This window comes from Flavobacterium ovatum, assembly GCF_040703125.1.
Classification (GTDB): domain Bacteria; phylum Bacteroidota; class Bacteroidia; order Flavobacteriales; family Flavobacteriaceae; genus Flavobacterium; species Flavobacterium ovatum.
This window is the reverse complement of record NZ_CP160035.1, coordinates 2502180-2516370: the sequence shown is the minus strand read 5'-3', so window position 1 is coordinate 2516370 and position 14191 is coordinate 2502180. Positions and strand designations below refer to the sequence as shown.

General features: G+C 36.4%; 8 protein-coding genes. 1 reads left to right on the top strand and 7 read right to left on the bottom strand.

The features are described from left to right. Positions 1-26: 26 nt before the first annotated feature. From ABZP37_RS10610 to ABZP37_RS10595, 4 genes are all read right to left on the bottom strand, one after another. The gene (locus tag ABZP37_RS10610) at positions 27-1469 is read right to left on the bottom strand and encodes an efflux transporter outer membrane subunit (RefSeq protein ID WP_366187525.1); all 1443 of its coding nucleotides are present in this window, start codon (positions 1467-1469) and stop codon (positions 27-29) included. After that, a complete protein-coding gene (locus ABZP37_RS10605; protein ID WP_366182854.1) occupies positions 1456-4659 on the bottom strand; it encodes an efflux RND transporter permease subunit in 3204 nt (1067 codons plus the stop codon). The genes ABZP37_RS10610 and ABZP37_RS10605 overlap by 14 nt, the downstream gene beginning before the upstream one ends. Positions 4660-4685: 26 nt before the next feature. Further along, positions 4686-5768 carry an efflux RND transporter periplasmic adaptor subunit gene (locus ABZP37_RS10600; protein ID WP_366182853.1) on the bottom strand — a complete coding sequence of 361 codons (1083 nt, stop codon included), beginning with the start codon at positions 5766-5768 and terminating at the stop codon, positions 4686-4688. Positions 5769-5939: 171 nt separating this feature from the next. Beyond that, positions 5940-6368 (bottom strand): hypothetical protein, encoded by a 429-nt coding sequence (locus ABZP37_RS10595; protein ID WP_366182851.1) that lies wholly within the window; start codon positions 6366-6368, stop codon positions 5940-5942. A gap of 325 nt (positions 6369-6693) precedes the next feature. On the opposite strand from ABZP37_RS10595, the gene ABZP37_RS10590 reads away from it, so the two are divergent. After that, positions 6694-8982, top strand: a complete 2289-nt coding sequence (locus tag ABZP37_RS10590; RefSeq protein WP_366182849.1) for a TonB-dependent siderophore receptor — start codon at positions 6694-6696, stop codon at positions 8980-8982. A gap of 79 nt (positions 8983-9061) precedes the next feature. On the opposite strand, the gene ABZP37_RS10585 is transcribed toward ABZP37_RS10590, so the two are convergent. From ABZP37_RS10585 to ABZP37_RS10575, 3 genes are all read right to left on the bottom strand, one after another. Next, complete coding sequence (locus tag ABZP37_RS10585; protein ID WP_366182847.1) at positions 9062-10027, bottom strand: nucleoside hydrolase; 966 nt, start codon at positions 10025-10027, stop codon at positions 9062-9064. Then, on the bottom strand, positions 10024-11022 hold the full coding sequence (locus ABZP37_RS10580; protein ID WP_366182845.1) for a phosphotransferase: 999 nt from the start codon (positions 11020-11022) through the stop codon (positions 10024-10026). The genes ABZP37_RS10585 and ABZP37_RS10580 overlap by 4 nt, the downstream gene beginning before the upstream one ends. Before the next feature lie 148 nt (positions 11023-11170). Next, the gene (locus ABZP37_RS10575) at positions 11171-14146 is read right to left on the bottom strand and encodes a TonB-dependent receptor (protein WP_366182843.1); all 2976 of its coding nucleotides are present in this window, start codon (positions 14144-14146) and stop codon (positions 11171-11173) included. Positions 14147-14191 lie beyond the last annotated feature (45 nt).

Sequence of the window (14191 nt, the reverse complement as noted above, 5' to 3'; positions counted from 1 at the left end):
AAAACCAAATAATCTAACTTTACCAGTTAGTTCCATCCGCCTCCAAGGGCTCTATAAATATCAACAAATGCATTCATTTGTTGCTTTTTAGTTTCAATAAGTTCAAACTTAGATTCTAATGCGTCGCGTTGCGTCAACAACACTTCCATATAATCAGCACGAGCCGATTTGAACAAATCATTTGAAATTCCAACAGATTGATTCAAAGCTTGTACTTCTTGTGCTTTTAACTCAAAACTTTGTTGCATATTCTTGATTTTTGCCAATTGGTTTGCAACCTCAACATATGCGTTTATAAGGGTTCTTTCGTAATTATATACCGCTTGAATTTGCTTAGCATTAGAGCTAATATAACTTGCTTTTATAGCATTTCTATTGATTAATGGAGCGACTAAATCACCCGCAAAAGAATACAAAAGCGATTCTGGTGTACTCAACAAATACTTTGCATTAAATGCCTGAAAACCGATACCTGCAGAAATCCCAACTGATGGGTAGAAGCGTGCTTTGGCTACTTTTATATCCAAATTTGCTGCTACTAATTCCATCTCTGCTTTTTTGATATCAGGGCGATTTTCTAACAATTGTGAAGGTATTCCTGCATTGACTTTACTAGGAACCAAGTTTTCGAACATTTCATGTACTCTTACAATTGGTTGAGGAAAACGACCTACTAGAAAATTAATTTTATTCTCTGTCTCAGTAATTTTCTGTTGAATTCCAAACTGCATACCACGAGTTTTTAAAACCTGAGCTTCAAAACGACGTACAGCCAATTCGGTTACGCGAGCAGATTCTTTCTGCAATTTTACGATTATTAACGCATTGCTTTGGATGTCAATATTTTGTTTTACAATATCCAATTGATTGTCTAAAGCCAATAATTCGTAATACGAATTTGATATTTCGGCAATTAAATTGGTTTGTACAAAGTTACGACCATCTACACTTGCTAAATAACGACTAACCGCGGCTTTTTTAGCATTGTGTAATTTACCCCAAATATCGGCTTCCCATGTTGCAAAAGCACCTATTTTATAATCTTGAAGCGGTTCTGGTGTTTCCTTCCCTGGCATAATATCAGTGGTAGCTTCGCTTGCACCAATATTAGTATAGCGCCCTACTTTATCAACTCCTGCTCCTGCATTCAATCCTACAAATGGTAAATATTCTCCTTTGCGAGCTCTAACTTCACTTTGTGCAATCACTAGTTCTTGCATGGTGATATTAAGCTCTTGATTGTTTTTTAAGGCATTATCAATTAACTCATTCAAATTGGCATCTGTAAAATAACTCTTCCATTTTGTTTTTGCCGTATTCAAAGTGTCATTGCTTGCATTAGCAAAAACTTCTGGAGTTGTCTTATTTTCTGCTTTTTGAACAACAGAAGGAATTTTACAACCAGCTAGACTTATTAATACGCAGGTTAGACCTGCGTATTTTAATTTATTTAGTTTATTCATTTTCATCATTTTCTTCGGTTGTTGTGAAATCATCAATATAGTGTACAAATCCGTCAGATAATGAGTTTTCCTCTTCTCCTTTGATTAGTTTTCTTCCTGCTGCCAATGAGCCAAAAATATAGTACAATCCTGGTACAATTATTACTCCGAAGACTGTTCCAAAAAGCATTCCTCCAAGTGCTGCAGAACCTAAGGTTCTGTTTCCAATTGCACCCGCTCCAGAAGCCGCCATCAATGGAATCAAACCAGCGATAAAGGCAAACGAAGTCATCAAAATAGGACGAAAACGTACTCTGGCTCCTTCGATCGCTGCTTCTAACACCGTCAGTCCTTCATGATGTTTTAAAACTGCAAATTCGACAATCAACACGGCATTCTTACCGAGCAGTCCGACCAGCATGATAAGACCAATCTGAGCATAAATATCATTTTGTAGCCCCATTAATTTCAGCAATAAGAAAGAACCAAAAATACCTACCGGTAAAGAAAGCACTACCGCCAACGGAATAATAAAACTTTCATATTGTGCTGCTAGTACTAAATAAACGAAAGCCAACACAATCATAAAAATATACATAGACTCGTTTCCTCTACTGGCTTCATCATAAGACAAACCTTCCCAAGCAATATCATACCCTCTTGGCAATGTCTCTGCGGCCACTTCTTTTACCGCTTGAATTGCATCTGCGGTAGTATATCCTTTGGCTGGAAGCCCTTGGATTGCCGCAGAGTTGTACATATTGTAACGCGTAATTTCATTTGGTCCTTGTCCTTTTTTAAGCCTCATAAAAGCAGAATAAGGAACCATTTCATCTCTATCGTTTTTAATATATAAATTCAAGATATCTGATGGTAATCTTCTGTATTTTGGATCAGATTGAACGTATACTTTAAAGAAACGGTTGAATTTAATAAAACCTTGCTCATAGGTACTACCAATCAATATATCTAGGTTCTCCATTGCTTTACCAATAGAAACTCCTTTTTGCATGGCTAAGTTATTATCTACTTCTAATTCATATTGAGGATAATTGGCCGCAAAGAAGGTAAACAAACCTGATAGTTCTTTACGTTTTTCCAAATTCTCCATGAACGTTTTGTTGATTTTGTCGAAATCTGCGTAATCAGTTGTTGTATTTTTATCCAACAAACGCATTGAAAAACCTCCAGATGAACCAAATCCAGGAATTGCTGGTGGCTCAAAAAATTCAATTTTGGCTCCAAGGTCTCTTGATTTTTCTTCTAATTCTTCCATGATTTCGGTCACTTTGTGTTCCCTTTCATCCCATGGTTTTAAGTTAATCAAACAGGTACCCGCATTAGATCCACGACCTTCTGTCATAATTTCATAACCCGCAAGAGAAGATACAGACTCAACACCGTCTACGTCCTCACAAACTTTTTGAAGTCTTTGTGAAACTTGATTAGTAGTTTCTAATGTAGATCCTGGAGGTGTTTGAATAATCGCATAAATAGTACCTTGATCTTCACTAGGAATAAACCCTGAAGGAAGTACTTTATTTACAAAGAAAGTACCAATACAAAATGCAATTAAAATAGCGAAAGTTAATACTCTTCTGCTCACAATTGCTTTCAATAAAATCACATATTTACCAGTTAATTTATCAAAAACACGGTTGAAAGCATCCAGACTTTTAGTCAATAGATTCTTTTTCACTTCTTGCCCGTGATTATTTTTCAACAACATGGCACATAAAACAGGTGTCAATGTCAAAGCGATAATTGCCGAAATCACAATTGCACTTGCCATCGTAATGGAGAACTGTCTATAAAATGTTCCTACTGGACCACTCATGAAAGAGATAGGTACAAACACTGCAACCATTACCGCAGTAATTGCTATAATAGCACCACTAATTTCTCCTAAAACTTTTTTAACCGCCATATAAGGAGAGATATGGGGGAATTCGGCAAACTTGGCGTGGACGGCCTCGACGACGACAATCGCATCATCGACCACAATACCAATCGCGAGTACTAATGCAAATAGAGTAACTAAATTTATGGTAATTCCGAAAAACTGAATGACAAAAAAGGCTCCAATTAACGAAACGGGTACTGCCAAAATCGGAATCAAAGTTGAACGCCAATCTCCTAAGAAAATAAATACTACCAAGGCAACCAAAATAAACGCATCTCTCAAAGTGTCGATAACTTGATCAATGGAAGCGTCTAAGAATTTGGAAACATCATAACTGATTTTATAATCTAAACCTGGAGGGAAAGATTCCTTCATTTCCTCCATTTTTGCTTTTACTCTTTCAATTACTTCAGTTGCATTACTACCGTAATTTTGTTTTAATACAATAGAAGCTGATGGATGTCCATCTAAATTAGAATAAATATCAAAGAACTCACTTCCTAATTCTGCTCTACCAATATCTTTCAATCGAATTGCTTCACCATCAGGATTAGCACGAATAATTACATTATCGTATTCTTTTGGCTCACTGAATCTTCCTTTATACGTTAAAACATATTCTAATGATTGTGCTTTTATACCCGAACTTTGTCCGATACGACCTGGACGACCAACCACAGATTGTTCCCCCAACGCTTTCATCACTTCCTCGGTAGAAACTTTATAAGCACGCATGCGGTCTGGATTTAACCAAATACGCATAGCATAGGTTCTACTTCCTAAGATTTGTGATCTTGCAACCCCTTTAATCCTATTGATTTCAGGTAGCATTTTTACATTGGCATAATTGTACAAGAATTTTTCATCCATGTTTTTATCCTTAGCATATAAGTTGATATACATCAACATACTCGGCTGGATAGGAGTAATAATAACCCCTTCACGTTGAACCAATTCTGGTAACAACGGCATTACTTGATCCACCCTTGTCTTCACCCTAATAACAGCCTGATTGGGATCAGTTCCTGGTTCAAAAATAATTCTCAATGTGGCTTCACCCGCACTGGTTGCATCTGTTGCCATATACCTCATGTCTTGAACACCATTGATGGCATTCTCCAAAGTTATAAGCGTAGACTTCACCAATACATCTGCACTTGCTCCTGGATAAGCAATAAATATATTTACTGTTGTAGGGGCAATATCTGGAAATTGTGATGTTGGTAATTTTAACATTGCCAACAATCCCATGAATACAATAACAATCGAAATTACTATCGCAAAAACGGGTCTTTGTATGAATTTACTAAACATGTTTTTATCTTTTTAAGTGATTTCGATTATTCTGCGTATAGCTCTAAATGTGACAAAACAGCATCTCCTTTTTCTAATTTATAGGCGATTTTTTCGTTTTCTTTTACCAAACGGATTCCTTCAAGTAGAATTTTATCCGTTGTTGCTAAACCATCTTTTATAATAAACAGATGTTGCAACTCTGCAGCGATAGTAATTTCTCTTGATTTGATTTCATTATTTTTATCAATTACATATACATACTTTTTTTCTAATACTTCAAAAGTTGCCTTTTGAGGAATAATCATAGCATTTTTATAGGGTAATCTCATTTCGATAGTACCCGTTTCTCCATGTCTTAATAATCGCTTTGGATTTGGAAAAGTCGCTCTAAAAGGAATATTTCCAGTTTCATTATTAAAGTTGGCTTCAATCGTTTCAACCACTCCTGATTGATCAAATATTTCATTATTAGCCATTAATAAGTTGACTTTCATTTTAGTGTCTTTATGTACTTTCGTAGCATAATCAAGGTACTCCGCTTCCGGAACATTATAGTAAACCCACATGGAGCTGTTATCTGAAAGTTCTGTTAGTAAATCGCCCTCGTCAACTAAACTACCAACTCTCACATGAAAACGGTCAATAATACCATCAAAAGGAGCTCTAATTTCAGTAAAGTCTAAGTGTACTTGATTCAAAGACATTTCTGCTTTGGCTTTATCCAACTTTGCTTTGGCCATAGCCAATTCATTTTTTGAAACTACATTAGCGTCAGACAATTTTTTGGTGTTTTGGTATTCAATTTCAGCAAAATTTGCTTCAGCTTTGGACTTCCCTAATTCTGCTTGATAGATGTTTGGCATAATCTTAAACAATAATTGTCCTTTTTTGACTGATTGCCCTTCACCAACATAGATTTGTTGTAGGTATCCTTTTTCCAATGCTCTCAATTCAATATGGCGAATGGAACTAATATTGCAAACATACTCTTTTGTGATTGCAGTGTCTTTTAATACTGGGTTGGTAACTAAGAATTTAACTTCTTCTTTCTTTTCTTCTTTTTGTTCTTTACAACCAATGAGGCTCATCAAAGCGCAAAGACTTACGAGCATAGATAATTTCTTCATAATAAGTTAGCTTATTAAAGTAAATGTTTTGTGTGTGTGAAATTTTAATCGAAATAATAAGTACAAGTAAAACCTAGCCTTAATAGACTAAACTATAAGGATCTTGGTGGTAAATTTTTAAATTGTACTAAATTGGCAAAAAAGATTTTGCCGCGGAAAGACGATTGTAAATCAAATACGAAAAACCTGAAACAAGACATACTTCTTGTAAGTGGTCAGGTTGTAAAAAACTGTTTTGAAGTTTGCTTTTTCTTTAAAGTTAACCAAATAGTCTCCAAAAGAAACTGATTGATAGAAAGTAGCAAAATAATTATTGGAAGTTAGTGGGGAGTCTGAAGTGTCAACTTCATCTTCGTCAACTTCATTATCTGTAGCACGAAGCTTTATATTTTTCTTATTAGAAAGCGGTTGGTCTTTTTTAATTGTTAGAAGTCCTGCCCCATTCTGTTGAAAAAATTGACGATCGTTTGCGTTTAAGTTTGTATCAAATGCAAAACTTTTAAAAGGTCCATCGAAGTTACCAACTAGTGCAGTCCCATATCCACTTAATAGCAATATGAGTACTGGTGCAAAAAGTCGAAAAATCAATTTCTTTTTCATGACGCAAAAATAAACAAACTTGTTTAACCTATAACAAATGAAAATGTTAATTAATGTTAAATGAATTTTTAATCAATTTGCATTGAGATTATAAGTCAATATCTCCAGGAAATAATTTTATTCCCTCTTAAAAAACACACTTTCCAGCACGCTTAACACTCCATTTCTCCTATAGACTATACGTTTCGCAATGTCCAAATAACTACAAAACAACAAGTTAAAAAAAACACTGATTTATTATTTTTATTTATTCTAAATAAGTTTTGTTTTTACGGTTTCAGAAATTACATTTGCATTTTTATTTTTAATTAATCTAAATAAACGCATGAAAAACGCTATTTTATTTTTGACCACCATAATCGGACTGACACTACAAGCCCAAGAAATCGCCTCTATTGAACGTTATTCTGCTTCAACTGAAGAATATGAAATAGAATACGATACTATAAAAAACAGAAAAGGAGAAGTCCTTAAAGAAATTATTGTTACTGGAAATAAACCACCTAAACCAATTTGTGTTTCAAGATCTGGAATTAAACCAATGGATTTGCCTCAAAGCGTGCAAGTAATTGGTAGTGAAATCATAGCGCAACAACAAGCCATTCGTTTGAGTGATGTAATCAAAAATGTCAACGGAGTCTATGTAGGTTCTGCTCGTGGTGGAGCTCAAGAATCGTTTTGGTCAAGAGGATATGAAATGTCTAATAATAATATGTTGAAAAACGGTTTTCGTTACAATGCTGGTTCCATTCCTGAAGTATCCTCATTAGAAAGAGTAGAATTTTTAAAAGGAAGTTCCGCGTTATTATTTGGTAACGTAACACCTGGAGGAATTCTTAATATGGTAACCAAAACACCTCAATTTACCAAAGGTGGCGAAATAAATATACAAGCTGGAAGTTATGCATTCTACAAACCATCAATTGATTTTTATGGACCGATAAACAAATCAATCGCCTACCGCTTCACTGGTTCTTACGAAAACTCAGAGAGCTTTAGAGATGTGGTGAAAAATGAACGTATCTATTACAACCCATCTTTTTTATTCGACATTAGCGATAAAACACAAATTACAGTTCAAGGAGATTATCTGAGCGCCGACTGGACTCCTGATTTTGGTACCGGAATCATTGGAAAAGAAATTCTAGATTTACCACGTAACAATTATTATGGTGCGTTATGGTCAACAGGAAACACAAAATCATCTAGTGCTTCGGCATTATTAAATCACGATTTTAATAAAAACTGGAAGCTTAGCTTTAATACTTCTTACCAAAATTATGACAGACGTTCTAAATCTACCGCACAATTATCTGATTTAGATGCTTACACAACCCGTGGTGACTGGAAAAGAGGTTTAACACAAAGCAATAACAAGGAGAGAATATTTGGCGATCAATTTAGCATACAAGGAATTTTTAATACAGGAACCATCAAGCACCAAATTTTCACAGGTCTCGATTATGAAAATTCTTTGGCAATAGCCCATACCTATACTTTTTTTGACGCTGCAGGAAACACAAAAACGACAGAGGACACCGCTATTAATCTCTTCAACTACGACCTAAGTACACAAAGTACAGTTGCTCCTTTTGATTCTAGAGCAACACAAATTGTAAATACAGACTCCCAACGTTTTGGAGCCTATTTTCAAGATTTGATTTCGTTAACCGATAAATTCAAAGTTCTTGCCGGTATTCGTTGGTCTTGGATTGAGTCCGAAGCTTCGACTTACAAAGAAACCTTGGTCAACAAATTTCAAACTGTAGCTCCAGAAAATAACGTCCCAACTATTGCGGCAAAAACTTTGGATAATGCCTTTTCTCCAAAAGTAGGTTTGGTCTACCAACCAACAAAGGACATTACTATTTTCTCTAGCTATTCTAACTCCTTTACTCCAAATACGTCTGGTACAACAGTAGATTTAAAACCAGTACAAGCTTCGATTATTGACCAATACGAAGCAGGAATTAAAACCGATTTCTGGCGAGGAATTTTGTGTACTAATGTGACTGTGTACCAAATTTCGAACAGCAACCTAGTTCAAACAGCACAATACAAAGCAGATGGTTCTGCCAATACCGACACCAGTCTAAAAGTATTGAGTGGAGCAACCAGAAGTAAAGGTATCGAAATTGACCTTACTGCGCGCCCAACGGAAGGGTTTAACATCAATGCAGGATACAGCCATAATGATATGCGATTTGTAAATACTACCGTAGCAGTTGGGAACTCTATTGAAGGGGATCGCGTGGCTAGAACTCCAGCAAATACAGCAAACCTTAGTTTTTTCTACACCCTACAAACAGGTAAACTTAAAGGATTAGCAGTTGGAGCTATTGGAAATTACATTGGTAACCGAATTGCAGGTTGGAACAACCGCTACATCGATGACACCATAAATCCTGGTACTCTAATCATTCAAGACAGAGAGGTTCCTGTTGATGGATATGCTACAATTGACCTTTCTCTGGGATACTCTTGGAAAAAATTGTCTCTCTTGTGCAAATTATCAAACATTACCAACGAACTCAATTATACGGTGCATGAAAATTATAGTGCCAATCCAATTGCTCCACGCCAAGTTTTAACATCATTGAAGTATATATTCTAATTCACAAAAGACAATTACATCTAAAAAAAATCCCACTTGAACAATTGAGCAAATGGGATTTTTGATGTAAGAAACGTTTCTATTTATTAACCGACAATGTTTCTAAAATTTTCTCTTCAAAACCTAGTAAAGCACGTCTGGCATAATCAACTTTCTTTTTGGTTTTAAAATCATACGAAACCTCCAAGAAATTTTTGTACGGTACTTTCGGCTGTACTTTCAAAGCATCATTCTTTTTGTACGTTACTTTAATGGGAATGTCTTTATAGTACGTAAAAAATTCCGGATGTGTAATCACACCTAAAGTCGAACAATCAAACGGGATAAAACCTCGTATTCCAAAAAAGCGTTCGTTTTTTTCCATCCATGGTTGTACAATGTCAAACAGCCATTTGTCTGCTTCTAGACTTAGGTCCAAACTTGCCAAGTCAATATTACCAATAAAGGTGTACGAACTCGGCTCGTAACCTGCAAACACCAACGGAATCGAGGATTGCAAAACTACATTCATAGATTCGTAATCCAACTCATAATTGTAATCAAAAACATTTAGCTTTCCATGACCGGGGTTAAATGGTAAATCTGGCGTTCGTGCTGCGCAAATACTTATTTTCTCAATTTGTGGAATAATATCAGGATGATTTTTTATCAATGTAGCCACATTGGTCAGCGGTCCCAAAGCCAATATGATTAATTTCTCTTTTTTCAAAGCTTCATATAGCGCTCTTGTTCCGTCATTTTCAACCCCCAAATCATCTGCATTTGGTGAACCTTTGTACACCGGAATTGCAGCTCCCTTGTTGTGCCATTCCAATAGTTTAACAAGCACATTATAACTATAATCCACATAAGTAATGGAACTGATTCCTACAATCTCTATTTGTGGTTGTTTCAAAGCCATAATAAGTGTAAAAGCATCATCAACTTCTCTAGGTCCCGATTTGTCTGGCATTCCAATCATTAAATCGGTATCAAACCAAACTTTGGTTTGCGCCTTTACAAATCCTGTGCAGAGCAACAGTCCAACATAAATTATATATTTCATATTTTTTCATTCAAAATTAATTTACTAGCAAAATCCAATAACGTTTTCTTTCGTTCCAAATTCATTTCCAATGGCAATTGTGCCAAGCCAATCAAGCGTCTCATAATTTCTGTTCCTACAAAACCATTCAAAATCGAGCGGTTCAATTGCTCAAAACCTTCGTATTTATCGGCTACCAATGCAATCAAATCTTCCTTTTGTCCAGACAAATACAAGTGCGCTATAAATACCGCCAAATCAAATTCTCTTGAACCATAAAAACAAAACTCTGGGTCAATAACTTTTATGCCTTTCTCTGTTTGCAACCAACTCCCTGGGTAAAAATCACCGTGCAATAAATACTTCCCTTTCGATAAGTACAATCCACCCAAAACTTCTACTTTTTGTCGCAACAAAGAATTATTTTTAAATGGCAATGCCAAACTTTGTAATCCCTCTTGAATGGTATCCAAATCAAATCCATTCTCGACCATAAACGGATATTTAAAAATATGTTCGTGATTCAATTTGCGCATCTCCTCATTCTCCAATTCATCATCAACCTTATTTTTCATAAATTGCTGATGCAGTCCACTCAAATACTCCAGTAACTTTGTAAAGGTTTCTTCAGACAGTTGTTCACCTTCATTATAGAGTACAGTACAATCATTTGCTGGTCCCAAATCTTCAATCGCAAGCAATTTATTCGAAACATCTACGCCTATTTTACGAGGCATATACCCTTGTAAAAATGGAATTTCCCTTACTTTGTCATAAAAAGCAGCTTCCGTAACAACACGTTCTTCTGGTGCTGCTACCTGCGGATATTTCTCCACATACGCACGCGACTGCTTGATGATGAACCTGCGTTTGCCAGTATCTACCCGCAATACACAATTCATATTACCCGCTCCAGGTATAGTTAAAGTAACAATATTTTCATCAGCTGCCAACCAATTCAATTCCTTCAAACATTCGGCCAATGCCTCCGGATTATTTGCATCCAATACAAACATATTTTTTACTATTTAAAAATTATAAATCTATTATATTGGGCGTTACCACAAGGGCCAGGCTATCCGCTATATCTTTTGTTCCGCTACCGCTTCACAAAAGGATATCGCTCCTATCCCTAACGCAAACCCTAGTTCCCGTTTCTAATCCCTAAAACAAATAACGTACCCCAAACTGAAACTGTCTCGGAGGCGACGCATTACGTTGCGTAAACAAACCACTAGCGCTCGATCCTCCTTGAATTTGGTTACTTTGCGTTGCATTATTACTGTAACCGCTTAAATTTTCTGCGTTAAGCAAATTAAAAATATCGGCTCTCAATTCAATTTTGTTATCACCGCCAATTGCAAATTGGTGTTGCAACCCAAGATCAAATGTAGTATTCCAAGGTAAGCGGTCATTGTTTCGACTTTCACCCGGAAAACGATCGCTATTCCCAGTATAGGTATCGGCAAAACTAGCACCATCACCATTCAAATCGGTGGTTCCAAACCCGATCGGAATCCTATTAATCGGTTGTCCACTTTGCAACAATCCTGTAAAAGTAACCGTAGTCCCTTTGAAGGGATAATAATTGTAAATCCCATTAATGTTGTGGGTTCTATCATTTACAGAAGGTCCCCATTCATTGGCGTAGTTATTCGCATCCGAAGCCCTAAAGTTAATTCCGTCTGTGTTATTTTTACTTGATGAAAGTGTATAATTCAATCGATACGAATAATCATCTGTACCTCTCTTTTTTTGATAGTTCAAACTCATGGCGTAGTAGCGTGACTTGCCTTCGTTTTCACTCATTATTACACTTCGCGCTATTCCCGTATATGTTTGCCCATTGATAGTAGTAGTACCATTCACAATCGGAATTGGTCGGCTTGCATCTGCTTGCGCTACAGTTCGAATCACCACATTATTCGGATCAATTGGATATTCTGCTGCAGCATTTAGATTGCGCAAACGAGTTAAATTCTCTCCTCTATTATGTACTAAATCGACATAAAACAATCTATCATCAGATAATTGCAGTTGATACCCCAATGCAAATTCATGGCTGTAGGCATTTTTATAACCATTCGGATTTAGAATCCTTCTTTCGTTTGAAAAAACTGTTTCTCTTTGTCCCTGCAAATCAGCGGCAGACGGACCGTTCAAATAAGAAACATTATTTACCGTAGCATTCAAATTTCCGTTATAAGTAATCGCATCAATATTGGTACTAGCGGGTAATATCCCCAAACGTTTTAATTCCTGCAACTCTATTTTATAACTGGTCGATGTCGTATTTTGTTGCAATGCATCACTATAGACCGCGTAACTTACTTTATCATATGAAATACCATACCCCCCACGCAAACTACTGTTATTATTCAGTTTATAGTTAAAATTAAATCGTGGTGCAAAGTTGTTGTAATCTCCTTTATCGCTGCCGCCCTTCGATAAATTATCATAATCGTATCGCAAACCCAGAGTCAAATTCAATCGATCAGTCACCGACCATAAATCTTCGATATAGGCCGAATAAATATCTTGATGGGTTCCAAAGGATGTGGGTCTCAACTCCACATTATAATTTAAAACTTGTGCATCTGCCGGAATATCATTAACATTCAAAGCACCTCCCACGCCACTATTCTTAATTTGGTCAATTTGTGTTTGTGTCAATTTGACTCTGTAATTCCCAACTGGGTTTCCGCCACCAAATAATTCATGTTCTCCACGAATGAAATTCAAACCTGCTTTGAACGTATGGTTTTCGGTATAATATTTTACTTTTTGCTGAATTTGAATTGTGTTTTCTATTGCATCAAACACATAACCAGGGTTTCCTATTACGCCTAAAGTTTCGTCATTTACCCCCAAAATAGTTACTTGCGAACTATTCGGGTTAAATGGTTTGGCGTAGTTCCATCTAAAGCGGCTGTATTGTACATTGGTTTCTCCTGAGATATCACCCAATTTATAGCTGTTTTTCAATGCCAATAATATACTGTTGCGTTGTTGTGAATTCCCTGCTGAGGCAAAAGTAGAACCTCCGTCCAAACCACCACCTTGACGTTCGATATCAATAACTCCAACATTAGCTCGCAAAGACGAACTGAAGTTTGAGTTCCAAATCTGATCTATTTTGGTCGAAAAATAATTAAATTGATTGTTACCTCTAATGCTTTCTGTCACTCCCAAAACTGGAACATTTAGCAAATTATCTTTTATATCTGTCGTGTGTTCAAAATTCACATAATAAAAGGTTTTGTCTTTTACAATGGCACCACCAGCACCCGCACCCCATTGGTAACGAGCAAAACCGTTCTTAACTTGGTTTCCCGACAAATCACGTTGAGCAAAACTCGATTTTCCGTCAATACTCGGGCCAGGTCTTGTGATAAAGAATACTTCAGCTGTCGTTTCATTGGAACCCGAACGAGGAGTAATATTCACAATTCCACTCCCAGTTAGACCATACTCTGCTGAAAAGTTATTGGTCAAAACGGTAATATCTTTTACAAACCCTGACGGAATAGCAAATTTCTGTCCACCCAAAAAACGTTCGTTGTTGTCCAATCCATCAATTAAATACGAAGTATATCCAGAACTTGCACCGTTGATACTCACATTGGCAGCTTCTGGATAAAATCCAGTCGCTTGTGAAACATTGGGTAAACGGTACAAAACTCTCGTAACATCCCTACCTTCTACAGGAATTTCCTGAATTTCGGCTGCTTTCATCTCGAATGAAACCTCAGCATCCCTCCTATTTATTTTGGAACCCGAACCTGTTGCGATAACAATTTCATTCAATTGTTGACCATTGGCCTTTTGCAAAACCAAATTTATGTTTGGACTTTCATTGGAGCGAATGCTCAACATTTCAGAACTTGTAGGGGCTAACAGGATGTTTCCCGCAAACAAAACTTGATAACCGTCTAAAGCTGGGATCCCACGAAAAATGGCTTTCCCTTGCGCGTTTGTTGTTTGTACTATGGATACATTTCTAGCAGTATTTACTAGTTTAATTGTAATATTGGATACTGGTTTTTGGTCGTCTCCATCAATGATAGCGACGGTAAGGTCTTGTTGAGCCATAGCAAAGGTCGAAATGCAAAGCAAGGCCCAGATAAAAAGTTGTTTCATAGATTATAAAAAAAGTGACTCCTTAAAATTTTGTTCTTGGTCTAA

Bases quoted from the DNA above. Each gene is read 5' to 3' on its own strand.
- ABZP37_RS10610 (WP_366187525.1), bottom strand. From the start codon at position 1,469: ATGAAAATGAATAAACTAAATAAATTAAAATACGCAGGTCTAACCTGC.
- ABZP37_RS10605 (WP_366182854.1), bottom strand. From the start codon at position 4,659: ATGTTTAGTAAATTCATACAAAGACCCGTTTTTGCGATAGTAATTTCG.
- ABZP37_RS10600 (WP_366182853.1), bottom strand. From the start codon at position 5,768: ATGAAGAAATTATCTATGCTCGTAAGTCTTTGCGCTTTGATGAGCCTC.
- ABZP37_RS10595 (WP_366182851.1), bottom strand. From the start codon at position 6,368: ATGAAAAAGAAATTGATTTTTCGACTTTTTGCACCAGTACTCATATTG.
- ABZP37_RS10590 (WP_366182849.1), top strand. From the start codon at position 6,694: ATGAAAAACGCTATTTTATTTTTGACCACCATAATCGGACTGACACTA.
- ABZP37_RS10585 (WP_366182847.1), bottom strand. From the start codon at position 10,027: ATGAAATATATAATTTATGTTGGACTGTTGCTCTGCACAGGATTTGTA.
- ABZP37_RS10580 (WP_366182845.1), bottom strand. From the start codon at position 11,022: ATGTTTGTATTGGATGCAAATAATCCGGAGGCATTGGCCGAATGTTTG.
- ABZP37_RS10575 (WP_366182843.1), bottom strand. From the start codon at position 14,146: ATGAAACAACTTTTTATCTGGGCCTTGCTTTGCATTTCGACCTTTGCT.